Annotated in this window: 25 protein-coding genes; 4 read left to right on the top strand and 21 right to left on the bottom strand. The window is 47.8% G+C overall.

Features of this window, described 5'->3' with window-relative positions; translation table 11 throughout:
• Positions 1-3: 3 nt before the first annotated feature.
• Both hfq and gltX read right to left on the bottom strand, forming a co-directional pair.
• The gene (gene hfq, locus VK958_RS09300) at positions 4-246 is read right to left on the bottom strand and encodes an RNA chaperone Hfq (protein ID WP_306390195.1); all 243 of its coding nucleotides are present in this window, start codon (positions 244-246) and stop codon (positions 4-6) included.
• Positions 247-359: 113 nt separating this feature from the next.
• Complete coding sequence (gltX, locus tag VK958_RS09295) at positions 360-1,766, bottom strand: glutamate--tRNA ligase (protein ID WP_325240908.1); 1,407 nt, start codon at positions 1,764-1,766, stop codon at positions 360-362.
• 117 nt (positions 1,767-1,883) lie between these two features.
• Between gltX and VK958_RS09290 the strand changes: the two genes are divergently transcribed.
• On the top strand, positions 1,884-2,225 hold the full coding sequence (locus VK958_RS09290) for a hypothetical protein (protein ID WP_325240907.1): 342 nt from the start codon (positions 1,884-1,886) through the stop codon (positions 2,223-2,225).
• Between the two features lie 108 nt (positions 2,226-2,333).
• On the opposite strand, the gene rimO is transcribed toward VK958_RS09290, so the two are convergent.
• From rimO to rluD, 5 genes are all read right to left on the bottom strand, one after another.
• Positions 2,334-3,668: a 30S ribosomal protein S12 methylthiotransferase RimO gene (gene rimO, locus VK958_RS09285; RefSeq protein ID WP_325240906.1), complete on the bottom strand. Its 1,335-nt coding sequence runs from the start codon at positions 3,666-3,668 to the stop codon at positions 2,334-2,336.
• 12 nt (positions 3,669-3,680) lie between these two features.
• On the bottom strand, positions 3,681-4,613 hold the full coding sequence (locus VK958_RS09280) for a ZIP family metal transporter (RefSeq protein WP_325240905.1): 933 nt from the start codon (positions 4,611-4,613) through the stop codon (positions 3,681-3,683).
• Positions 4,614-4,907: 294 nt separating this feature from the next.
• Positions 4,908-5,567 (bottom strand): HAD family hydrolase, encoded by a 660-nt coding sequence (locus VK958_RS09275; protein ID WP_325240904.1) that lies wholly within the window; start codon positions 5,565-5,567, stop codon positions 4,908-4,910.
• Positions 5,568-5,669: 102 nt separating this feature from the next.
• Positions 5,670-6,401, bottom strand: coding sequence for a peptidoglycan editing factor PgeF (gene pgeF / locus VK958_RS09270; protein ID WP_325240903.1), 732 nt, complete (start codon positions 6,399-6,401; stop codon positions 5,670-5,672).
• On the bottom strand, positions 6,391-7,524 hold the full coding sequence (gene rluD / locus VK958_RS09265; protein ID WP_325240902.1) for a 23S rRNA pseudouridine(1911/1915/1917) synthase RluD: 1,134 nt from the start codon (positions 7,522-7,524) through the stop codon (positions 6,391-6,393). The genes pgeF and rluD overlap by 11 nt, the downstream gene beginning before the upstream one ends.
• Before the next feature lie 47 nt (positions 7,525-7,571).
• Here rluD and VK958_RS09260 point away from each other — a divergent pair, with 47 nt between their 5' ends.
• Positions 7,572-8,408, top strand: coding sequence for an outer membrane protein assembly factor BamD (locus VK958_RS09260; protein ID WP_325240901.1), 837 nt, complete (start codon positions 7,572-7,574; stop codon positions 8,406-8,408).
• Between the two features lie 27 nt (positions 8,409-8,435).
• Here VK958_RS09260 and VK958_RS09255 read toward each other — a convergent pair whose 3' ends face one another.
• From VK958_RS09255 to VK958_RS09215, 9 genes are all read right to left on the bottom strand, one after another.
• Positions 8,436-8,849 (bottom strand): hypothetical protein, encoded by a 414-nt coding sequence (locus VK958_RS09255; RefSeq protein WP_325240900.1) that lies wholly within the window; start codon positions 8,847-8,849, stop codon positions 8,436-8,438.
• A 57-nt stretch (positions 8,850-8,906) separates the two neighbouring features.
• Positions 8,907-9,233, bottom strand: a complete 327-nt coding sequence (locus VK958_RS09250) for a YnfA family protein (RefSeq protein WP_325240899.1) — start codon at positions 9,231-9,233, stop codon at positions 8,907-8,909.
• A 283-nt stretch (positions 9,234-9,516) separates the two neighbouring features.
• A complete protein-coding gene (locus tag VK958_RS09245) occupies positions 9,517-10,719 on the bottom strand; it encodes a PQQ-dependent sugar dehydrogenase (RefSeq protein WP_325240898.1) in 1,203 nt (400 codons plus the stop codon).
• A gap of 187 nt (positions 10,720-10,906) precedes the next feature.
• On the bottom strand, positions 10,907-11,131 hold the full coding sequence (locus tag VK958_RS09240; RefSeq protein ID WP_325240897.1) for a hypothetical protein: 225 nt from the start codon (positions 11,129-11,131) through the stop codon (positions 10,907-10,909).
• A 212-nt stretch (positions 11,132-11,343) separates the two neighbouring features.
• Positions 11,344-11,712 carry a VOC family protein gene (locus VK958_RS09235; protein ID WP_325240896.1) on the bottom strand — a complete coding sequence of 123 codons (369 nt, stop codon included), beginning with the start codon at positions 11,710-11,712 and terminating at the stop codon, positions 11,344-11,346.
• A 64-nt stretch (positions 11,713-11,776) separates the two neighbouring features.
• Positions 11,777-12,136 carry an iron chaperone gene (locus VK958_RS09230; protein WP_325240895.1) on the bottom strand — a complete coding sequence of 120 codons (360 nt, stop codon included), beginning with the start codon at positions 12,134-12,136 and terminating at the stop codon, positions 11,777-11,779.
• A 77-nt stretch (positions 12,137-12,213) separates the two neighbouring features.
• Positions 12,214-12,636 carry a VOC family protein gene (locus VK958_RS09225; RefSeq protein ID WP_325240894.1) on the bottom strand — a complete coding sequence of 141 codons (423 nt, stop codon included), beginning with the start codon at positions 12,634-12,636 and terminating at the stop codon, positions 12,214-12,216.
• A gap of 32 nt (positions 12,637-12,668) precedes the next feature.
• Positions 12,669-13,004, bottom strand: a complete 336-nt coding sequence (locus VK958_RS09220) for a hypothetical protein (RefSeq protein ID WP_325240893.1) — start codon at positions 13,002-13,004, stop codon at positions 12,669-12,671.
• Between the two features lie 162 nt (positions 13,005-13,166).
• On the bottom strand, positions 13,167-13,646 hold the full coding sequence (locus VK958_RS09215) for a VOC family protein (RefSeq protein ID WP_325240892.1): 480 nt from the start codon (positions 13,644-13,646) through the stop codon (positions 13,167-13,169).
• A gap of 263 nt (positions 13,647-13,909) precedes the next feature.
• Between VK958_RS09215 and VK958_RS09210 the strand changes: the two genes are divergently transcribed.
• Positions 13,910-14,893 (top strand): integron integrase, encoded by a 984-nt coding sequence (locus VK958_RS09210; protein ID WP_325240891.1) that lies wholly within the window; start codon positions 13,910-13,912, stop codon positions 14,891-14,893.
• Positions 14,894-15,039: 146 nt separating this feature from the next.
• On the opposite strand, the gene trhO is transcribed toward VK958_RS09210, so the two are convergent.
• From trhO to VK958_RS09185, 5 genes are all read right to left on the bottom strand, one after another.
• On the bottom strand, positions 15,040-15,972 hold the full coding sequence (gene trhO, locus VK958_RS09205; protein WP_325240890.1) for an oxygen-dependent tRNA uridine(34) hydroxylase TrhO: 933 nt from the start codon (positions 15,970-15,972) through the stop codon (positions 15,040-15,042).
• Positions 15,973-16,098: 126 nt separating this feature from the next.
• Complete coding sequence (locus tag VK958_RS09200; protein ID WP_325240889.1) at positions 16,099-16,767, bottom strand: GltB/FmdC/FwdC-like GXGXG domain-containing protein; 669 nt, start codon at positions 16,765-16,767, stop codon at positions 16,099-16,101.
• Positions 16,764-17,687: a formylmethanofuran--tetrahydromethanopterin N-formyltransferase gene (gene fhcD, locus VK958_RS09195; RefSeq protein WP_325240964.1), complete on the bottom strand. Its 924-nt coding sequence runs from the start codon at positions 17,685-17,687 to the stop codon at positions 16,764-16,766. The genes VK958_RS09200 and fhcD overlap by 4 nt, the downstream gene beginning before the upstream one ends.
• A complete protein-coding gene (locus VK958_RS09190) occupies positions 17,687-19,354 on the bottom strand; it encodes a formylmethanofuran dehydrogenase subunit A (RefSeq protein ID WP_229007469.1) in 1,668 nt (555 codons plus the stop codon). Before VK958_RS09190 ends, fhcD begins: the two co-directional genes overlap by 1 nt.
• On the bottom strand, positions 19,351-20,568 hold the full coding sequence (locus VK958_RS09185) for a formylmethanofuran dehydrogenase (protein ID WP_325240888.1): 1,218 nt from the start codon (positions 20,566-20,568) through the stop codon (positions 19,351-19,353). The genes VK958_RS09190 and VK958_RS09185 overlap by 4 nt, the downstream gene beginning before the upstream one ends.
• 256 nt (positions 20,569-20,824) lie before the next feature.
• On the opposite strand from VK958_RS09185, the gene ndk reads away from it, so the two are divergent.
• Positions 20,825-21,229, top strand: a complete 405-nt coding sequence (gene ndk, locus VK958_RS09180) for a nucleoside-diphosphate kinase (protein ID WP_055825381.1) — start codon at positions 20,825-20,827, stop codon at positions 21,227-21,229.
• Positions 21,230-21,276 lie beyond the last annotated feature (47 nt).

The following is a 21,276-nucleotide window of genomic DNA, read 5'->3' as shown; positions in this document are numbered from 1 at the left end:
GCATTAAGATTCTTGTGCGGGTTCGTGTGGCCCTAAATTAACAGGACGCGCTGGAACGATGGTAGAAATAGCGTGTTTATATACCATCTGGGTTACTGTGTTTTTCAGCAAAATAACATACTGGTCAAACGAATCTACCTGGCCTTGTAATTTGATACCGTTTACGAGATAAATAGACACTTGTACATGCTCTTTCCTCAAGGCGTTCAGAAAAGGGTCTTGCAGCATTTGGCCTTTATTATTCATCGAATTGCTCCTTCTTTGTTTTAATCATATATTGGAGTTTTTATTATGTAGAACACCAATTCCTAACAGTGACTATAATTGTACCAATTTGTTCCAATTTCAATGCTTCTACTTTATTTTTTTGGAAATAAAGCGCGAATGCGCTGTAAACATGGTTCTTTGCCTAATATCGACATCACCTGATCAATACTTGGAGACTGTGCGATCCCGATTAAAGCCACCCGCAATGGCATGGCCAATTTAGGGAATTTAATCTGCTGCTCAGTGACGACCTGATTCAGGCCATCGTGTAATTTATCGGCAGTCCAGTCAGAATCTTTAATTTTTTCCAGAAAACTCTCGATATAAGCCGCTGTTTCCGGCTGAATATGCTTGGTCGCATCTGCTTCATTGATTTCGGGCATACGGTAGAAAAAAGCTATCTCGTTAGCCAGCTGATTCAAATTATTGGCCCGCTCACGGTATAGGGTAAGCACTGCCAGTAAATCCGGTGTATCAGTATCGACAATACCCAGTTTAGCCAGTCTTGGCTTTACTTCATTAGCTATCTGCTCCAGCGGTAGAGTCTTGATGTAGTGAGCGTTTAACCAATTCAGTTTCTCAGTATTGAACTGGGCGGCTGAAGGCGTGATATGGTCTAGGTCAAACCATTGGCAGAACTGCTCCATGCTGAACACTTCATCATCACCGTGCGACCAGCCCAGGCGCGCCAGGTAATTCAACACGGCTTCACGCAGATAGCCATCTTCATGATATTGCATCACACTCACAGCACCATGGCGTTTGGATAACTTCTGGCCATCATCCCCGAGAATCATGGACAAGTGCGCATATTGAGGCACTTGCGCCCCCAGCGCTTGCAACATATTGATCTGGCGTGGTGTGTTATTGACATGGTCATCGCCGCGAATCACTTGCGTCACACCCATTTCCCAGTCGTCCACCACCACACAGAAATTATAGGTAGGCGTGCCATCCGCGCGAGCAATAATCAGGTCATCCAGTTCGGCATTGGCAATCTCAATACGGCCTTTAACCATATCCTCCCACGCCACGACACCGTCTTGCGGATTTTTAAAACGTACCACTGGCGGGACTTCCTTCGGGGGCTCCGGCAACACCTTGCCTGGCTCAGGACGCCAGCGACCATCGTAGCGCGGCTTCAGGCCTTGCTGCATCTGGCTTTCACGCAATGCATCCAGTTCCTCTTTACTGCTATAACAATGATAGGCTTGCCCCGCATCCAACATTTTCTGGATCATGGCCTTGTAAGTATCCATGCGTTGCATCTGGTAGTAAGGGCCTTCATCATGATCCAGCTCCAGCCAGGCCATACCATCCAGGATCGCTTGCACTGCTTCTGGTGTTGAACGTGCAACATCCGTATCTTCAATCCGCAGGATAAACTGGCCACCGTGACGTTTGGCATACGCCCAGGAAAATAATGCGGTACGTGCGCCGCCAATGTGCAGGTAGCCAGTGGGGCTAGGCGCGAAACGGGTTTTAACAGCTTGTTGCATGATGACTCTCTGAATACTTAAGCGGACTATTTTAACATGTTGACGATACTCTTGCCGCGCGTTGCTTTTTGCATGAGGACGATTGAAGCGCTGTTATAAACACGTTATCATGCGTCCATGATGCAGTCTATTCCTTCAAGCAGCGAGATTCATGTCGGCGAGCTTTACGGCAAGCCGGCGATGCCTGGGCAAACCAGTGTGATTTATCACGTGATTGCCGTGCACAAACTAGGCATCACTTTGCAAAACATGGATAATCCATTGAGCCAGTTTGAAACCACAGAACAGAAACTGCTGCAGTCAGGTTATGTCAGGCTTAGCCAAACCCCTTATGTGAACCTGGCACAAACGACAAAACGTAAAAATATCCAATCCAAACTCAAACGGTGCCCTTTTACACTGGATATTTTTGCTGATCGGGCCGATTACGAACGACCTCAATTCAGCCAACCTGCGTAATTAAGAATAAAGTTTAATAAATTCCATAGAATCACGCGATTTAAGTCACAGCGCTAACCCATAAAAAAATGCCGCAAATGGCGGCATGTTTTATTTCTATCTGATTCATTAAAACTCAGGCGGCGCCCCTATCAGGTCATGTCCTTGTGCATCCACAATCTGCACATCAACAAAATCACCCGGGCTGATACCATCAGCATCCTGTAGATAAACAATACCGTCAATTTCCGGCGCGTCCGCTTTAGTGCGCGCAATCGCAATTACATTGCCATCGTCATCTTCAGTCAGTTCATCCACCAGCACAGTTTGCAGGCTACCAACTTTGGCAGCCACCTTGGCGGCACTGATACGTTCCTGCACTTCCATGAAACGGCTCAGGCGTTCTTTCTTGATCTCTTCCGGCACCTGAAAATCCAGAGCGTTAGCCGTTGCACCATCCACTGCAGAATAGGCAAAACAGCCGACACGGTCCAGCTGCGCTTCTTCCATAAAGTCGAGCAGCATTTTAAAGTCATCTTCTGTTTCACCAGGGAAGCCTACAATAAATGTACTGCGGATGGCGATTTCCGGGCAGGTTTCGCGCCAGGCCTTGATACGCGCCAGATTGTTTTCACTACTGGCAGGGCGTTTCATTGCTTTAAGGATACGCGGGCTGGCATGCTGCAGCGGCACATCTAGGTAAGGCAAAATCGCCCCTTCTGCCATCAATGGAATTACTTCATCCACATGCGGATAGGGATAAACATAATGCAAGCGTATCCATACCCCCAGTTCACCCAATGCCTTGCTTAACGTGGTCATGTGGGTTTTCACGGGCCTGCCGTTCCAGAAACCGCTACGGAATTTCATATCGACGCCATAAGCTGAAGTATCTTGAGAAATCACCAGTATTTCAGACACCCCGGCATTGACCAGGTTTTCTGCCTCATTCATGACATCGCCAATCGGGCGGCTGACCAGGTCACCACGCATGCTTGGAATAATGCAGAAACTGCAACGGTGGTTACAACCTTCGGAGATTTTCAGGTAAGCATAATGCTTGGGCGTCAGGCGCACGCCTTGTGGTGGAACCAGGTCGGTATACGGATCATGCGGTTTGGGCAAATGGGTATGCACATGGCCCATCACCTCTTCCAGCGCATGCGGGCCGGTGACTGCCAGCACGCTTGGGTGTGCGCCAGTGACCACGTCTTTTTTAGCACCCAGGCATCCGGTCACAATCACCTTGCCGTTTTTATTCAGCGCTTCGCCGATCGCGTCCAGTGATTCCTGCACCGCTGAATCAATAAATCCACAGGTATTCACCACTACCAGATCGGATTTTTCGTAACTGTTACTGATCTCATAACCCTCAGCACGCAGCTGAGTAAGAATACGCTCGGAGTCTGAACCGGCTTTAGGGCAACCCAGTGAAACAAAACCCACTTTAGGCATAGTCTGCATAAATTAAACCTTTTAACCTTCCACCAGGAGCTTGGTAACAGCAACCGAAGCTACGCCTAATGTAATCAATAATAACTGCAACAACGTATCGTGTAACGCTGTGCGTTTGTGTAATCCGGGAATCAAATCTGCCACCGCCACGTACAACATGCTGGAAGCCGCCAGACTTAAAATGTAAGGCACCCAGTGCTGCACCATGGAAAGACCGGCATAAGCGATCAAGCCACCCACCAATGTGGCAAGGCTGGAGCCAATATTAAACAGGAATGCTTTACGTTTGCTATAACCGGAATGAAGCAGAATCAGGAAATCACCCACCTCTTGCGGAATCTCATGCGCAATAATTGCCAGCGCAGTGACCAACCCCACTTGCATATCAACCATAAATGCCGCACAAATCAGTACACCGTCAACAAAGTTGTGAAAAGTGTCGCCTATCATAATCATCATGCCGCTACGTCCGTGATCATGATGATGGTGATGCGTCATTACCTGTGGGGCTTCGAGCGACACTGGCCGGAATTTAATCGCCCCTTGCGGCGCTTTTACTTTTTGTTCAGAAGCCTGACCAGGATGCAGTTCCGGACAATGTGCCTCATCATGGATGGCATGCATTTCACAATGCTCACCGTGACAGTGACGCCAAAGCACCAATTTTTCCAACGCAAAAAACAGCAAAATCCCGAACAGCATGGTCGCGGTCATCGCCTCTATATTCGGGCTGGTTTCAATCGCATGCGGCAGTATTTCCAGGAATACGGCTGCCAACAAAGCGCCAATCGCATAGCTCACAAGCAGGGGTACCCAATGTTTCCTGGCATTGAGCGCAAACACAGCAGCCACCGACACACTTAAAATACCACCAGCCAGACAGGCGAGCACCATGCCAGTCAGCGGTGAAATCGTCGCTAATGTTGCCGTCAAGGAGGTCGAGAAATTAGTCATGCATACTTTGTAGAAATGAGGCGCGCATTATACGTGAGTTCTGGCAAAAATGAGCATAAACAATCAGTTATCAACTTTACAGGCCTGAAAAAAATCTAAAATAAATTAAAGCATCAGCCAATCAGGCTTAAATAAATTGCGCAATGACCTATCCGATGAAGAGACTATCATCAACACCAGGGTTAAACTCAGGCAACTCATTACATCTTTTGAATACTCAAGCCTGATAGCAATGAAAGAAATAGGATCGCCCAACAAGTTTGGCTGGAGGACGGCGAGTACGATGCTATCTCATCAAGCGCTTCCCTTTAAACCAGCGATAAGCTTAGGTAAGTCATTCACCACAGTGCAGCTTTGCCAGTGCGGTTTTTTAAGTGAAGCATCTTCAGCATACCCCCAGGTCACCAGCACAAAATCCATCTGGTGCGCATCAGCGGCCAGGCCATCTTCGAGCCGGTCACCGATATACAGACATTCATCAATCGGCAGTGCAAGGTCCTGCACTATCCGGCCAACCATCTCCGCTTTGCGACTTAATGCAGGCTGAAAGTAATCCAGTGCAAAAACACCCTGAAAAAATGGAGCCCATTGCAAGTGACTAATAATTTTCTTCGTTGGGAAAAAGCGTTTATTAGTCGCAATATAGAGCTGATAACCTTCATTATGTAGTTGCTGCAACATATCAGTCACACCGTCAAACACCACGGATTTCAGGTAGCCGGTGCTATCATAATGCTGTTTAAACACAGCAGCCAATGATTGCAGCAGCGCTTCATCATCACACCCGGAGAGTATCCTCAGGCTTTCGATCAGTGGTGGGCCGATCACGTCGCTGGTTAATGGCACCTTTAAAGGCGTAGCTGTCGTTTTAAAGGCATGGTCATAGCCTTCCAGGATACTGGGTGCGGAATCGATCAAGGTGCCGTCCAGATCAAAAATCAGATGTTTTTTCATGAAGTATGTTTCTCTCGAACTGCTGGACTGTGGGTCAATAACCTTGACCAACACAGTTTTCATATAAGTCAATTGTGTGATTGATGGATGATTAGCGCCCGACTATTCCAGCCAGATCATGGTCGCCATGCGGCCTGTATCCCCATCTCGCCTGAAGCTAAAGAATGTATCCGGCTCGTTGAAGGTGCAGCGCCCGCCACCATAAATCTGGTGAATGCCCAACGTGTTAAGCCGCTGCCTGGCAATGGTATACAAATCACCTAGCCATTTATCCCCTTGCGGACGAAAAGCAGTTTCCGCTTGCGCATCCTGCGCTATGAATTGCGCACGTACTTCACCACCGACTTCAAAAGCATCGGGACCAATCGCTGGTCCCAGCCAGGCCATCAGCTGTGCGGCTTCGACCGGCATGGCGTTGACAGTGGCTTCAATCACACCGTCACACAAGCTGCGCCAACCGGCATGAATGGCGGCTACAACAGAACCCGCTTCATCACAAAGCAACACTGGCAGACAGTCTGCCGTCATGGTCACGCAAACGACTTCTTTGCGCGTTGAAAAACTGGCATCAGCAGTTTCGATGCAACTTGAAGTGCTGGCATCGATGACACGTATGCCATGCACCTGTTGCAGCCAGACCGGTTCCGTCGGCAAAAACGGGCTTAATGACTGGCGGTTGTGCGCCACGTGTAAAGGATTATCTTTCACATGATCACCCAAGTTCAGGCTGGCGTAGTTGCCGGTGCTGAAGCCACCTGCCCGCGTCGTTTGCAACGCTTTAACGTTCGCCGGCGCAGGCCAATCTGGACTGATGAATTCGGGTTTATGCATCATCCTCGTCCGCTACCAACTCTTCGTCATCCCACTCTTCGCTATCTTCCAGGTCATCCTCCTCAAGGTCGTCATCACCCCAATCTTCATCATCGTCACCGATATACAATCCGTTTTCGTCTACATTGAGGTCAACCGGCGACAAGGGTTCATCCGGCACTTCAGTGGCACGCATGGCTTCGAGCAAAGCGCGCATATCATCCGCCAACTCAATTTGCCACTCCATATGCTCATTGGTGACCGGGTGAGTCAAACCCAGCTTGATCGCATGCAAAGCCTGGCGTTTGAAATCACCAATCACCGCACGCAACTCTGCAGACATCATTTTGTGCGGGATGATATTGCCGATGCCATACAGGGGATCGCCCACCATAGGCGCTTTTAAATGCTGCAAATGTACCCGAATCTGATGCGTGCGGCCGGTTTCAAGGTTGCAGCGTAGATAGGTATTCGTGCCGAAACGCTCTAATACCTGGTAATGCGTCACTGCTGATTTACCTCGGCGTATCACCGCCATTTTGACGCGTTGGTGTGGATGACGCCCTATCGGCTGATCCACTTTGCCGTTGCGCCAAAGCTGGCCCCAGACAATGGCCCGGTACTCACGCTTCACGGAATGCGCTTGTAACTGGCGCACTAGGCTGGTTTGTGCCTCTAGTGTTTTCGCCACCACCAGTAAGCCACTGGTATCCTTATCCAGCCGGTGCACAATGCCAGCGCGTGGCACTTCCTTGAGTTGCGGCCGGTGGAACAGCAAAGCATTTAACAAAGTCCCACTCCAGTTTCCCGCTGCTGGATGCACCACCAGCCCGGCAGGCTTGTTGAGAACCATGAGCGCATCATCTTCATAGACGATATCCAGCGGAATATCTTCGGGTTCAAATGCGTTGTCTTGCGCATTCACTGGTGGCGTAACGATAATGTTCTCGCCACCCCACACTTTGGTTTTAGCAATGGGTGCTTTGCCATCCAGCAATACCAGGCCTTCTTTGATCCAACCCTGTAATCGACTACGAGAATGGTCTGGCAGCATCTGCTGCAAAACCAGGTCCAGCCGTTGCCCACCGAGATTGGTAGGTACGACCAGATGTAAGGAAGCGCTTTCTTTCATATTTTCAAACGGCATCAGTTATAATGACCTGAGTTTCCTTATATATAACGATATTGAACAACATGCTTCGCATTTTACCGCTTAACGCCCTGCTCACGCGCGCTTTTATTTTCATCGCCGCGCTTACCTTGAGTGCTTGTGCTATCTTTGGCGATCCCAATCCGCTTGACGAAACCAAAGGCTGGCCTGAGCAACGCCTGTACGCCGCTGGTCAAGAAAAGATGATGGATAAGAATTACGATAAGGCGATTGAATACTTTCAAAAGCTGGAAGCGCGTTATCCGCACGGGGCTTATGCCACCCAGGCCCAACTTGAAGTTGCTTACGCCTATTACAAAAAAACCGAGCCGGTTTTGTGCTTATCTGCGGTTGACCGCTTTATCAAGCTGCATCCAAACCATCCCAACCTTGATTACGCCTACTACCTGAAAGGCCTGGCTACCTTTAACGAACGTGGTGTGATTGAGAAATATACCAAGCAGGAAATCAACGACCGCGACCCGAAAACACTACGTGTGTCATTCAACTCATTCAAAGAGCTGGTCGAACGTTTCCCCAATAGCCGCTATTTAAAAGATGCCACGCAGCGCATGATTTTCCTGGTGAATACGCTGGCCATGCATGAGATGCACGTCGCACGTTATTACATGCAGCGTAAGGCTTATGTCGCTGCGCTGAATCGCACAAAATATGTATTGGAAACCTACCCGAACTCAAGCGCGGTTGAAGAAGCGTTAGTTACCATGATCAGCGCTTACGATGCCATGAATATGGATGACCTGAAAGAGGATACGCTGCGCGTACTTAAAACTAACTATCCCGAAAACCCAATGATCACAGGCAAAATCAATGAAGACGAAAAGGTCTGGTGGAAATTCTGGGAAAGCTTGTATCAGTAATTGTTGAGAGATTGAAAAGCGCCACTGTTATGGCGCTTTTTTAATTCCAGCCTGCCGCTTTATTTGTATGGCATCAACGGCAAAAGCCTCCTGCTCAAAAGGGTTGTCATAATAGATATGCCGTCCTCGCATACGCTGCCAAAGCCCCGCCAACAGGTAAGCCGGAATAAAAAAAATCCCCCAACGCTCGGCCTGCCTGACATGCACATGTTCATGCGAACGCAGTTGCTCTAATCTGCTGGCTGAAAACCCAAGGATCACATGCCCCAATGTCATCGCGGCGAATCCCCGCGCCATCATCCAGTATGCAAACTTCCCGCCATGGATCTCTAGCACACCATGTGCCAAGCGTGCTTTTGCGCCAAGTGACAACCATATAATGGCGGCAATGATGCCTATCAGGGTCGTTGGCAAAGTCCATAACAGAATAAGTAGGCGCAAAATTGTATTACCTTGAATATACCAGCCAGCCTGTGCGGCTAAAAATGATGCATTTTTTTAAATATGCCTGGGTGAACACATAATAATCGCCATTCCCAATATCGCTACACCAGCGCCGACTAAATCCCAACCGGTCGGACGTATGCCTTCTACCAGCCACAGCCAAATAATCGCTACACCAATATAAACGCCGCCATAAGCCGCGTAGATTCGCCCAGCTGCCGTCGGGTGCAATGTCAGCAGCCACGCAAACACTGCCAGGCTGATGGCAGCGGGAATGAGCAACCAGACGCTTTTACCCTCTTTCAACCAGAGATAAGGCAGGTAACAACCTATGATTTCAGCCACCGCGGTCAGAGCGAACAACAATAATGTTTTAATCAATTGTCAGGCCTTTTTTGGCTGTTGTAGAGTAGCGTGAATTATCGCAACTTTTGCATAAAATTTATCTTTAACACTCACGAAGCACGCATTGTGCCTGATAGCTAATATGGATGTGCTGGCCTGTGTTCCATTCCAGAAAGGCTTATTAATCCTGTTGCAGAAACTTACGGCATTTCTGGAAATCCTTTGCTCCAGGTATAGGGAGCGGAAAGCTTTCGATACCGCACCAGGAATTCATGCTGATAGCTAAAGCCTACATTGAAGCCTATCATCCATACAGCACTCACTCCTGATCTGAAATCAGCAACTGGTTATGATCCGTTTTCAGGTAAAACGTGCCGTTAGCATCGATCTGGATAGCGCGTATGCGGTAATCGCTTAATACGGGCTCGGCATACACCAGAGTTGTGCCTTCGCGGCGAACCCGGTACAAAGTAGTATTCCCCATGCCGGCTACAAAAAAATCGTTATCCCAAAAGTCATTGCGCCCTGTTGTGGGGTATTTGGCGAGCGGGCCTATGCCAATCGAAGGCACAAACGTCATGAGCGGTTTTTCATGTCCTTCATGGCTATTGAATTTATTGCCATAATAGCCACTCATGCCATCGCGCTCATAAATAGTGCCGTAGCTCACAATCGGCCAGCCGTAATTTTTACCTCGTTTGATCAGGTTAATTTCATCGCCACCGCGCGGGCCATGATCTGTTAACCAGAGTTCATTACTTTCCTTGTCGTAAAACAGGCCGCCTGAAGGTGAGCGGAAGCCGGTGGCATATACTTCAGCATTCAAACGTTGTAAATCAATACGCAATACCTTACCCAGAGACGTAGTTTTATCCTGGACCCTGTCCGGTTTAGAAAAATCGCCTAAGCTCAAATACAAGGTGCGCTCATTTTCACCTAAGGCCAGCTTCCCGCCCACCTGGTGACCGAGAATCGGTTCTTTAATGGCTGGTCGGCTGATATAAATTTCGCGGTCAAAACTCACTTCGCTGTTTTCCACATCCACCGCGAATTCACTGACGGCCAGACGTACACCGTTGGTCACTTCATCCCAGGCAGTATATGCGACGTATAAGGTTTTACCGATCAGTAAAGAATCCTTGACGCCTGAAAGCTCTTTGCAATAAACCAATTGCTTGCTGCTGCTTTCGTCCGATGAGGTATCGCCACCTGGAATAAACTTAGCCAATGGCTTGCTGGGCTTGACCAATTCCATCGTTTCGTTCTGACGTACGAAATACACTTCACCACATTTACTGATAAACAAAAACAAATGCTTATCCAAACGTTCGAATGGTCCGCTGGGGTATTGATCCTCGAATGGCAATTTATACACTTTAAGCGGTTGCGTCCCAAATACCGAACTGATTCTAGGCGGCTCCGGCTCTTTGTTTGCCTCTTTATCCGCTTGTGCGGCATCGCTACCGGATAATAATAATCTGGGTACTACATCATCACCGGCATGCACTGTGGGTAGCAGCATATTCCAGCTCAATATCAGCCAGCAGAGAATAAATATCAAGAATTTTGAAAGTGGTCGAATTGACAGTTGATGGTCTAAATAAAGCAAAACAAGGTTCTCCATTCTTATGCTATATACGAGTTACGCGCACAAGGAAAAGTTTTCATGGCACTTTTATAAAAATATTTATATATTTTAAATCAATTAATTATTTATTTTTATTAATCCATTTTATAATATATATTTTCAGCAACAATCCAATAATCAATACGCCCCAGGCAAGTAAGGTCAATTTTATAAATGCTGCAAAGGTGTCCTGCCGGCAAATGGATATTAACGGATCAGTAGTATCACACCCAAAAGCGACCACCGCAAACGCAAAGCCGGGACCCAGATGCAAAATGGCAAGGCCGTAAATTAAAGCACGCAGCATAGCCTGATCCTGTTCAACTTCATTCTGACTAATTCCAGTGATCGATCTTGACATCATTTAGCGCTGGGTTGCCCTGCCCGGTTTCAACCAGCAATTTCAAACTCATCAGAAACCAACTAGCGATGGCTTCCGCAGAAGCGAAAGCGGCAATACATACAGCAAATCAGGAAAGTGCTGCCCAGAAAACCAATGCTCGGCATCACAATGGCAGCCTAGTCCACATTTTGACCAATACGCCAAAGCACACCTGAAGGATCAGCGATACAAAAATCGCGCATTCCCCATGGTTGCAGCTCGATTGGCCAAAGTTTGACACTATATTTCCCTACTACACCGCTTTCCTGGATTTTCTGCCACCATGCATCTACATCTTCTACCAGCAAATGCATCATGAAATTTTCAGCAAAACCATCTGCACAGAAATTCTGCAGCAGAAAACTTGAATGCGCATGATGAAAGTAAGCCACACCGCCACCTTCTGAAGCCATGGTAAAACCAATTTCCTGGTAAAACTGCTTGGATAACTCAAAGTCTTTGGCCGGCACAAAAGCTTTAATTTCAGTGACCTTCAGATTTGTCATGATGTGGTGGAATCCTCGTTATTATTTTTTGAAAATATATGAATATATTAAGTATAAATCAACCTTACTGATGAGGTGCAGCGGCCTCGTACTCACGATGCAATGCCACGGCCACCAGGCCGATCAGGTCGAGTGGCAAGGGTTGATCCAACGGGAAAGATAAATTGCCCTTTTCGCCTCTGTAGGGTGCAAGCACCGTGATTAATTCTTGATCTTCACTGACGGGCGGATATATACCGATATGTTTCTTGAAGGCTGCGAAATAGAAAAACACACGTTTGGCGCGGAATGCAGGGATATTGTAATGAATGCAAGGTGTCGCTTCTGGCAATAAGGTCTGCACTCTGTGCTGGATTGAAACCATTGTAGCCTTTACATCTGGCGCAAGACTTGCAAAATAATCTTCATGTGTTGAAAACGCCACGATGTTCTTTGGATGGATACTGGATTGATGTATGTCGTCACTGATGCGATCAACACATCATCAGTAAAGAATTAACTTTACTCTTCAATTCGCCACTCCGGATTCCAGACCACTTCCCAGAGATGACCATCCGGGTCCTGAAAATATCCACCATAGCCACCCCAGAAAGTATCCTGCGCCGGCTTTGTAATCATTGCCCCGCTCTTTCTGGCCTGTTCCAGGACTTCGTCCACTTCGGCTTTTGAACCAACATTGTGAGCTATCGAAAAACTTGCCGGGCCAGGAGACGAAACCGGGAGTGTAGCGTCATGTGCAAGACTGTTACGTGGCCAGAGGGCCAGTCTCAGGCCACCTTTTAATTCAAAAAACACCACCGCCCCGTACTCAAACTCGGTGCCCATGATGCCTTCAGTGACCAAACCCAGGCCATCACGATAAAACCTCAATGAAGCTTCAAGGTTATCCACCCCTAGCGTAATCATCGCAATACATGGTTTCATGGCTTTTGTCTCTGGGTAATTTATTTAAATATTCATCTGACCAGGAGGTAAATACATGCTGACATCGCTGCAATCGACAAGCCGAACGAAACAAACAACATGGTCTTGTAGGCAGTGACCTGTTTATTGGCTATTTGCGCAGCGGCTTCAATTTGCTGGATGGCCTGCTGCATTTTTTCTGCCAATACATGGATAGACTCTGCATTCTGGAGCGCTGCAGACTGCAACTCCTCAATCTGCTTGACCAGCAAAGGATCAACCTTGACCGCCGCCTCAGGTTTGGAAGTAAATGCAGGTACAGCCGAAGTTGCCACCTGCGCGATATAAGGCGCCAAGGCCTTGATTATAGGTAAAAACTGGATAGCCACATTAACCTCGTCAATCTAACATTGCTTAACTTTTTCATCATAGTACGGACTGGCGTTGTATACGTCCAGCCCTAATGTGGTGACTGACGAATGAATGCAACGGTGCTCACATGTTTCAATCAATATTACTCACACAAACTATATTGCTAACTTACTTACACACTACCCACGTCGTGCAGCTTCAATTTTTGCAATATCGATCTTACGCATTTGCATCATTGCCTCGAACGCACGTTTCGCTGCAGCAGGGTCAGGATCACTAATCGCTGCGATCAACGCACGCGGTGTGATTTGCCATGAAACTCCCCACTTGTCCTTACACCAGCCGCAAGCACTCTCTTGCCCACCATTGCTGACAATCACATGCCACAAACGATCGGTCTCGGACTGGTCATCTGTTGCTATCTGAAACGAAAATGCCTCATTGTGTCTGAAGGTCGAACCGCCGTTCAAACCTAGGCACGGTATACCCATGACGGTGAATTCAACGGTCAATACATCTCCTTGCTTGCCAGAAGGATAATCGCCAGGCGCGAAATGGACAGCACCCACGCTACTATCAGGAAATGTGGCAGCATAGAAATTTGCGGCTTCTAGCGCTGCACCATCAAACCAAAGACAAATCGTATTTTTAGCAGTCATTTCTTTTCTCCCTCTGTTAGCCATGCAGGTGAGTTGTATTTTTATCCAAATATCAGCTGAATACCCAGTTTACTGCATTCGGACTGCCAGTTTCTACCAATGAAAAGCTATCAGTGCTGGTGGATATACATGTCGCAAGTTAATTGAATCTTGCAATTGAAATTTTATTTATCTTTTGGTCTATAATTAATTAAATTATTCTTTATTTATATTTTTCAATAAAAATATACATTTTAGTGCACCTTTTTATAGGGTATTTATTAATGAATAGCACACCAGAAAAAAAGACTCAACCTAAATTATTCCCTAGTATCATTGAGCGTCTGAGTACGCTTCAATACAGTAAACGCACTGAAGAATCTTATATCCAGTGGATCAAACGCTTTATCACATTTCATGGCAAGCGGCATCCGCGTGATATGGGCATAGCAGAAATCGAAACGTATCTAAACCATCTGGCTGAAGAGAAAAAAGTCTCGGCCAGCACGCAAAGCCAGGCTAAAAGTGCTTTGTTATTTTTGTACAAACAAGTACTGGCACGTGAATTACCCGTGATGGAAAATCTGGTCAAACTAAAAGCCAGCAAAACGCTGCCTGTGACACTGACCAAACACGAGGTGCAAGTTATTCTTTCTAACTTGAATGGATCGATGTGGTTAATAGCCAGCTTGTTGTATGGCAGCGGTTTGCGAGTAATGGAATGTTTACGTTTGCGCGTTGCTGACATTGATTTTGCCAAACTTGAGATTTTTGTAAGGGATACTGAAGGCTACAAGAATCGCATCACGTTGTTGCCTGCCAGCCTGGTTGAACCATTGAAGGCGCATTTAGTGGAAGTGCAGTCATTACATGAAGAAGACCTGGCTAAAGGATTTGGCGAAACCAGAATGCCAACTGGCTTAGCCAGGAAATATCCCGAATCCGGTAAGGAGTGGGCCTGGCAATATGCCTTCCCTTCGAGCAGGCTTTCAGTCACCCAGCAAACGGGCACTATTTTCCGTCATCATGCCGACGAAAAAACTGTACAACGTGCAGTTAAAAAGGTGGTGAAACAGGCTGGTATTAAAAAATTAGTGACGCCCAATACATTCCGCCACAGTTTTGCTACTCATTTATTGCAGGGCGGGCAGGATATTCGTACTGTGCAGGCGTTATTGGGTCATGCCGATGTAAGCACCACCATGATTTACACGCAGGTAGTGAATATTGGCGGGCGTGGCGTGGCTAGTCCGCTGGATGTGATTTGATGCTCAGGTTTGCAGCTAGCAAAGAAAGAGATACTCGGCACTATACAGCCGAGGAAAGATTTTTAAGGCCATCAGGCAAACTCAATGCTCGCGTTCAATTAATGGGCACTAGTCAGACCTAGTAAATGTATTCACAATTTTGAAAATCACTTACCACTTTGATTCTTTTGCTTGTCCCCGATATGGCTTTGCCCGCGCACCTTGGCTAGCTTGACCTGTTTTTGACGCTCACGCAGCGATTCCCGTTTGTCTTCTGTGAGTTTTTCATAGCAATAAGGGCAAGAGATACCTGCTTCGTATTGCTCGCTCAATTTCTCCTCACTGGTCAGCGGCATGCGGCAAGCGTAGCACTGGTCGTGATCGCCAACTTCCAGCCCATGTTTGACCGCAACGCGCTGATCAAATACGAAACAATCGCCTTCCCATAAACTTTCTTCTTTGGGTACGGTTTCCAGGTATTTGAGAATGCCACCCTGCAAGTGATATACCTCTTCAAACCCTTGCTGCTTCATAAAGGAGGATGCTTTTTCGCAACGGATTCCGCCGGTACAAAACATGGCTACTTTTTTGTGCTTGGTTTTATCCAGATTGTCTGCGACATACTTGGGGAATTCACGAAAAGTGGTGGTTTTCGGATCAACTGCATTTTTAAAAGTACCGATATGCACTTCGTAATCGTTACGCGTATCCAGCAAAATCACATCCGGATCTGAAATCAGCGCATTCCAGTCTTCGGGTTTGACATAAGTGCCGACCACATGATTGGGGTCTACGCCCTGCACACCCATGGTCACAATCTCTTTTTTCAGCTTGACCTTCATGCGGTAAAACGGATGGCTGTCAGCCCAGGATTCTTTGTGCTCCAGTTCTGCCAGGCGCGGATCCTGGCGCAGGTAATTCAAAATTGCTTTGATATCTTCCGGCTTACCGGCAATGGTGCCATTGATACCTTCATTCGCCAGCAGCAAAGTGCCTTTAATCCTGAGCATCAGGCATTGTTCCAGGATAGGTTGTTGCAGGTCTTTGTAATTATCCAGAGTAACGAATTTGTAGAGTGCGACGGTGAGGTATTGACTCATTTGCGAAGTAGCTTTGTTTCAAAGAGTCGCATTTTACCACCCTAAGCCGCTGAATGAAAAAGGGAAATGTGCAAAAAAGAAAACGGGCTTAGCGCCCGTTTCATAATAATTGATCCAGATCAAAATTTATTGAATCACTAAAATTTCTGCTTTGCCCAAACCGCCCATATCACCCATCCAGCGGTGTACACGCAAACTGCTAATGTCAGCAAACCGGCTATCCAGCAATTTGAATGATTTATAAAGGATATTGAGGAAAGGTAATTTATGCGGCCCACAATCAATCCAGGTCGCTTGTGCCGCAGGTGTTTTTGCCAGCAAAAGTGTGCCGCGTTTCATGCCGTAGCCTAAATAAGCGCTGGTATTGCCCAGCACACCCAAGGTACCCGCCATCATGTCAGAAGCACAATAGTCTCCGACATTCCCTTCAATCAGCAACATGCCTCGGCGCATGCGATCACCAGCACGTGCGCCAGCATTTCCCTTGCAGATGAGCACCCCATTTTGGAGTTGTGCACCCAGAAAATCGCCGGCATCCCCTTCAACAATCACCTGGCCAGTAGTCATGCCAAAACCAATATAAGCATGCTGTGAATCGGTGTTTTTAAAGCTGACTTTCAATGCTTCAACACTGTTATCAACGCTTACCTCGAATACTTCATCCACCGTTAAATGTTTAGTCAGTTTGATAGCGGTAATTTCAGAAACCGTTTTACCCTGCAAAGCTTGTGGCGACAATGCACGGCAATCAATCTGGCGCGAGACCGGTTTGGCGGTTAAGACGATATGGCTCATACGGCCTCCCCACTTAAAATTGGACGCAGCTTGAAGTGATGTGGGCCCAGTTTTCCACCATAGTTACCGGCAGAAATACGCAAAATGCCATTCTCTTTTCCCAAACCGCAGGCAGCTTCAATACCGGCTTTCATAGAAGCGGCAATATCTTCAAATGCCAGGCCATTCACTACAATCTCCATCACGCTTTCTACACGCGGATCGAGCTCGCTTTTCACCGCGCCTTTTAATGTCGGGCAGAAGGCATCATTGGTGCTGGCAAACATTTTGGGATATTTACTGCCCACCTTGGAGCCGGAACGCACCACGCCACCCGGAAACGGCATAATCACATTCGGGAAAGTGCGCATGGCATCGATCGCTGCTTCACACGCAGTCAAAACTTGCGCCTGGCTGGTGCCCAACACCAGAAAATTACCGCCACCAATCGCGCGCACCATACCGGTGGTTTCTTCGGTAAGGAACTCACCATCCATCACTGGAATACGCCAATAGCGCTTCAGTTTGCCCTCGGCATTCGGGATCTGTTTCGATATCTGGTTGCCATCGCCAAAAAAGCGCAGATGTTTACCGAGGCTGATCATATCCTCCGATTCAATGCCGGCAAATGCGGCCGCCGTCGGGCAAGTGAGGATACATTGCCCCATGCGGGTTTCCAGCTGCTGCATAAGCACTTTACTACCCATGGCAAACAACAGCACACTGACACCCGGACGGCCATCCGGCGTTTCGTCCTCAGTCAGTTCGCGTTCTATCCCGGCTTCTACACCACAGCCGATCACGCTGGTGGCAAAACCAGTCATGGCATTGGCTGCGTTATAAGCCCAGCGCAAGTTTTGCGCGGTGATCAATACCCGCGTGGCGCGCATATTGAATGCTTCAGCAAAGGTGTCGTCTATTTCTACGCCGTTGATAACCATCATGCCCCCTGCACATGGTTAATGACATGGTTGCGGCCATCTTCCGCAATATGGTCATTACTGATTTTGAAGTGTTGCATTTGCATGGTGTGGTAGCGATCAAAATACTGCTTGATGTCTTTTTCAACGCCCAGGTCAAATGCAGGCTTGGCAGTATGGGTAGCGCCCCATACTACTTTAATGACTTTCCCTTCTTTCACTACCAGTTCACCATCTTTAAATACCAGGTCAGGCTTGCTGAACATGGCTTCTTTGTCAGGCTGCTCGGTGTAGACGGTGATATCGGCGGCGGCACCAACGCCTAAATGCCCCCGGTCTTGCAAGCCTATCAATTTGGCCGGCGCTGAACGTGTCATGGTGGCGATTTCGTAAAGCGTGTATTCGCGATCCAGCGCTTTCAGGTTACTCATCGCTTGCGCATCCAGGTTCAATTTATCGAAGGCATCATTACGGAATGATTTGTCCATCAGCAAGCGGATCAAATGCGGATAGGTAGTAAATGGTGCACCGTTCGGATGGTCAGTCGTCAGGAAGACACGCCATGGATCATCCACACTCAGGAAGACCTCAAGGCCGATCGCCCACTGCAAGGCATTCACATAATTTTCGTCACGGTATTTAAATGGCACCACGCCACAACCGGCATCACACTCAATATCCATAATCACCGATTTTTTCGGGTTGGCCACTTTTGCATTCAAATGCTGCATCATGTTGTCACCAGAGGCGGTGACGGTTTGTCCAAAAAGGATCTGGCCGACATCAGCGGTAATGTGTTTGTTTTTATTGATAGCTTCAGCGATATTGGCCGCAGCGGAAGAAAACTTCTTATCGCCTTCAGTACCATAGCTATGAAACTGGATATGCGTTAAGTGCATGGGCAAGCCATCACTGGCACCCATCGTATCCAAGGTCGTCTGGAAGTTGCCAGCCACTCCCAGATTGTTACAGTGCACATGTAATGGCTTGGCGATGCCCAGGTCATTCACGGCACGGCTCAACGCCTGCAAAATACGGCGCGGCGTGATGTGGTAATGGCTGTGCTGCTGGTCCAGATCCTGGCGACGCTCGTTGAACTTGAAGGCGGAGATACCACCGGGGTTCACAACCTTGATGCCTATGGTTTGTGTTGCATGCAAAGTCCACGCGACATAATCATTAATGGTTTTCTGGTCAGCATTTTGGCTGAGTAAACGCAACAAATAATCATCGTTGCCGAGCATGGCGTAGCCGCCTTTATCGATCATGGGCGTATCACCCATTTCCATATGTGCCTGGCGTGCATTCACTGCAAGGATCGCAGGCTCAAACGCAGCTGTATAACCCATCTCGATATAGCGCATCCCGGTATCGGTGGTATTGGGCGTTGCATGATGGCTGCAATTGGCCCCGCAGATATGCGCTTCAGGTTCCTGCATGCGGCGCATGTCCTGGTATTCAGGTAGCAACATGCGTGCAATATTCACTTTGCCGCCACCAATATGGCTGTGCATATCAATCGCACCGGCCATCACTATTTTGCCGTTCAGCTCATGCGCCTGGTCGATTTTCTCAGTCTCGGCGGGCTTGGCGATAATGCGGCCATCACGGATATAAATGTCTTCCAGTACGCCATCTTTATGATGGGCAGGATCAATTACCCTGGCATTTTTTAGCAACGTAATCATGCCGACTTCCCTTCATTGGCTATGGCCTGTTCAATCAAAGCAACTACTCTGGATAAAGTAGGGACATCAGAAGGTTTCGCTGCTGTCAGCGGCAAAGTCACAGAGCCATCAACGCGGAATTGCTGACCATTGCTATCTAGGCCTGGTGTGGCTAACGGGATAAACACGGCGGGTACTGTGGTGAACTTGCTATCAGCTGCGCCCAGCACAATCACTGGCGAAACTTCGGCAGGCGGCATCGCTTCCGGGCTAAAACTGTTCACCCACACCACCGCATCATGTTCTTGCCAGTTTGGCGCATCAATAATCACACCATTCAACCAGGTATGCGCGTAGTTAACGCTGGTATCACCGTCGCTACCGCCTAAAGATAAACCCATGGCGCGCGATTTCTGGTTCAGTGCTACCACGGTTTCGGTAATGTTCTCTATCGTTAATTCTGCGTGGTTGAAATGGAGGTCTTTAGATATCCAGACCAAAGTAGCATACTTGGCGGCTTTCAATGTCTCAGCCAGCTCGGCGAGTGTGCTGACTGGCACACCCGCAACACTTTCGCCAGCTAGAGGTTTATTCATAATAAGGGCGCGCAAGGCAGAGACGACTTCAGGTAAATGCTCGGTTGCACAGGCAATCACTTGCGGGGCGCGGCCATCCGGTGCAACACCGGCCTGCGTTTTGAGTTGATCGCCACCCAGGTAAATAATCTTACGGGCTGCCGGTTCAGTAAACATGGCTTCATCCACCCATACCACACGCTCAAAGAAACGTGCGTTATGCGTGACGACATCGGTGCCTATCATCAGGATCACATCGGCGCGGTTGCGCACTTCAGTCAATGTGGTGGTTTGCCAGCCTCTATGCTGTAACACCTTCATATTGCGCAATGTGCTGTCTGCATTCAAGTGCGTCATATCCGCACTGTTCTGGTTGGCCAGGCTTACCAATGCACGGGCGCCATGTACATCTGTACTGCTACCGGCTATCAACGGCGATTGTGCTTGCTGCAACAATGCGGCCGCGGCTTTTACCGCTTCCGGCAGGGAAACAGCCTGTCCATTTACTTGGGGCTGCACATTCAAAGAGGTAGACCGGGCGTAGAATTTCGCCGCCTTGCCACACGAAAACTGCTGTTTGGCAATTGTATCCGCCGAAATATCGTCGCATAACAAGCCACACGCCGGGCAAGCATGCATAGTCTGTTCTGTATTTACCATATATGGAAAGATCTCTCTTCTACGCTGAAAACTAATTGCATCGTTGAAAACAATCACATCATACAAACATCTAAACTAGATGGATAGAAAAAATAAAGCAGGGAATGCGCGTTATTTAGGCTATTGAAAATAAAGCTACCGGGAATCAATGAGGCACACATAGATAAACAATCCGCAATCAAGGTTTATCAATCACGTTAAAAATAGTAGAATAGCTGTTTGATTTTTCTTGTTAATTAACTATATTGGAGTTCTCATGGCTTTAGAGCGTACACTTAGCATTATCAAACCAGATGCCGTTGCAAAAAACGTGATTGGTCAAATTTACACACGTTTTGAAAACGCTGGCTTGAAAATCGTGGCTGCTAAATTCACGCAATTGACACAGGCTGAAGCTGAAGGCTTTTACGCTGTTCACAAAGAGCGCCCTTTCTTCAACGACCTGGTGAAATTCATGATTTCCGGTCCAGTCATGATTCAAGCGTTAGAAGGCGAGAATGCCGTATTGAAGCACCGTGAATTAATGGGTGCAACAAACCCTAAAGACGCAGCGCCTGGCACTATCCGTGCTGACTTTGCTGAAAGCATTGATGCAAACGCAGTACACGGTTCCGATAGCCTGGAAAATGCAGCTATTGAAATCAAATACTTCTTTGGATAATCATTAAAGCTTCGCCGGAAACGGCGTTGCCTGCTAGAAAATGATTT

It is taken from the genome of Methylophilus sp., from assembly GCF_035460085.1.
GTDB lineage: Bacteria > Pseudomonadota > Gammaproteobacteria > Burkholderiales > Methylophilaceae > Methylophilus.
This window is presented reverse-complemented; position numbering and strand designations above follow the sequence as displayed.

Bases quoted from the DNA above. Each gene is read 5' to 3' on its own strand.
- VK958_RS09225 (WP_325240894.1), bottom strand. From the start codon at position 12,636: ATGAAACCATGTATTGCGATGATTACGCTAGGGGTGGATAACCTTGAA.
- trhO (WP_325240890.1), bottom strand. From the start codon at position 15,972: ATGAGTCAATACCTCACCGTCGCACTCTACAAATTCGTTACTCTGGAT.
- VK958_RS09215 (WP_325240892.1), bottom strand. From the start codon at position 13,646: ATGACTGCTAAAAATACGATTTGTCTTTGGTTTGATGGTGCAGCGCTA.
- rimO (WP_325240906.1), bottom strand. From the start codon at position 3,668: ATGCAGACTATGCCTAAAGTGGGTTTTGTTTCACTGGGTTGCCCTAAA.
- VK958_RS09240 (WP_325240897.1), bottom strand. From the start codon at position 11,131: ATGCTGCGTGCTTTAATTTACGGCCTTGCCATTTTGCATCTGGGTCCC.
- VK958_RS09275 (WP_325240904.1), bottom strand. From the start codon at position 5,567: ATGAAAAAACATCTGATTTTTGATCTGGACGGCACCTTGATCGATTCC.
- VK958_RS09200 (WP_325240889.1), bottom strand. From the start codon at position 16,767: ATGAGCCATATCGTCTTAACCGCCAAACCGGTCTCGCGCCAGATTGAT.
- VK958_RS09190 (WP_229007469.1), bottom strand. From the start codon at position 19,354: ATGATTACGTTGCTAAAAAATGCCAGGGTAATTGATCCTGCCCATCAT.
- VK958_RS09235 (WP_325240896.1), bottom strand. From the start codon at position 11,712: ATGACAAATCTGAAGGTCACTGAAATTAAAGCTTTTGTGCCGGCCAAA.
- VK958_RS09290 (WP_325240907.1), top strand. From the start codon at position 1,884: ATGATGCAGTCTATTCCTTCAAGCAGCGAGATTCATGTCGGCGAGCTT.
- fhcD (WP_325240964.1), bottom strand. From the start codon at position 17,687: ATGGTTATCAACGGCGTAGAAATAGACGACACCTTTGCTGAAGCATTC.
- VK958_RS09245 (WP_325240898.1), bottom strand. From the start codon at position 10,719: ATGCTGCTACCCACAGTGCATGCCGGTGATGATGTAGTACCCAGATTA.
- gltX (WP_325240908.1), bottom strand. From the start codon at position 1,766: ATGCAACAAGCTGTTAAAACCCGTTTCGCGCCTAGCCCCACTGGCTAC.
- pgeF (WP_325240903.1), bottom strand. From the start codon at position 6,401: ATGATGCATAAACCCGAATTCATCAGTCCAGATTGGCCTGCGCCGGCG.
- VK958_RS09280 (WP_325240905.1), bottom strand. From the start codon at position 4,613: ATGACTAATTTCTCGACCTCCTTGACGGCAACATTAGCGACGATTTCA.
- ndk (WP_055825381.1), top strand. From the start codon at position 20,825: ATGGCTTTAGAGCGTACACTTAGCATTATCAAACCAGATGCCGTTGCA.
- VK958_RS09185 (WP_325240888.1), bottom strand. From the start codon at position 20,568: ATGGTAAATACAGAACAGACTATGCATGCTTGCCCGGCGTGTGGCTTG.
- VK958_RS09210 (WP_325240891.1), top strand. From the start codon at position 13,910: ATGAATAGCACACCAGAAAAAAAGACTCAACCTAAATTATTCCCTAGT.
- rluD (WP_325240902.1), bottom strand. From the start codon at position 7,524: ATGCCGTTTGAAAATATGAAAGAAAGCGCTTCCTTACATCTGGTCGTA.
- VK958_RS09260 (WP_325240901.1), top strand. From the start codon at position 7,572: ATGCTTCGCATTTTACCGCTTAACGCCCTGCTCACGCGCGCTTTTATT.
- hfq (WP_306390195.1), bottom strand. From the start codon at position 246: ATGAATAATAAAGGCCAAATGCTGCAAGACCCTTTTCTGAACGCCTTG.